Raw genomic sequence first — 1,057 nt, forward strand, 5'->3', positions numbered from 1 at the left:
CCTGATTATAAAGCATCCTCAGCCAGTCTTATTCGACACAGGGGATGAGGCCGTGTAACGGCCGAGGCCCTAAGCAATCTGGTGAGGATAGTGGATAAATCGAAACGGCGGTTGAAACGGTACTGTGCTTCAGCCAGATAACGATCTGCATATTTAAAGAAGTTGAATGCATGATAAGTACCAGAAATCGCAGTCTTAAGATTCCCCAGCAGGGTATTCACCCAGCGGAATTCTGGTCGCTTGACGGATTGCCTCCCGCCACCCACAGTAATCGACTGGTGCTCAGCCACAGAACCGGACAGTGTCCTGAAGCAATGCAAACCATCAGACACAGTACGAGCCGACGCCGACAGCGCCTTGTTCGCCCATTCATCCACTGCTTCTTTGGTAAAGGCGGCAATACGATTCAACCGAACATACAATGGTCGCCCCTCATCCGAAGTCTGTACTGCGGCAATCAGTGGCACTTTATTCTCCGAGCCACGACCCGTTTTGCCAGCCCGTTCTCCTCCCAGATAGGCATCGTCAATTTCCACTCGCCCTTCCAGCACGCGGCGATCTTCACGCAGACTCATGACTTTCATGAGTTTGTGTTTCATCAACCAGGCAGTAGGATACGACACACCCAGATGCCGTTTCAGTTCCAGTGCGGAGACGTTATTTTTGGCTTGAGTCAGCAGATGCATGGCGAGAAACCAGCGCGTCAGGGAAATCTTGGTGGCCTGGAAAATAGTGCCGGAGATAACCGTGGTTTGATGGCGGCAGCGATGGCATTGAAAGTACTTGTGTCCTTTCCGGTGAAACACGGAATGTCGCTCGTCACGACAGCTTGTACAACGAAACCCCTCTGGCCAGCGGGCTTGCTCCAGCGCATTTTGGCACAGACTTTCGGTTCCGTATTTGTTCATAAATTCCATCATGGACAGGCCAGGTTGCAACTGCAATCGATTCATCGCCATTTGTGTTTTCCTCGGTATCATGTATTTCGCAATACCGAGTATTTTCTCAGGCAGAAGGCTCACCACATGAGCCTAGCTGAAGTTTGTTTATAATCAGG

The 1,057-nt window shown here is 50.8% G+C and carries 1 protein-coding gene; it reads right to left on the reverse strand.

The window, feature by feature from the left end:
• Positions 1-5 precede the first annotated feature (5 nt).
• Positions 6-959 carry an IS1595 family transposase gene (locus EDC63_RS18475; RefSeq protein ID WP_124945685.1) on the reverse strand — a complete coding sequence of 318 codons (954 nt, stop codon included), beginning with the start codon at positions 957-959 and terminating at the stop codon, positions 6-8.
• Between the last annotated feature and the right edge of the window lie 98 nt (positions 960-1,057).

It is taken from the genome of Sulfurirhabdus autotrophica (assembly GCF_004346685.1).
GTDB classification, from domain to species: Bacteria; Pseudomonadota; Gammaproteobacteria; order Burkholderiales; family SMCO01; genus Sulfurirhabdus; species Sulfurirhabdus autotrophica.

What these genes read in the sequence shown, in the direction of transcription:
- EDC63_RS18475 (WP_124945685.1), bottom strand. Translation starts at nt 959, where the DNA reads ATGGCGATGAATCGATTGCAGTTGCAACCTGGCCTGTCCATGATGGAA.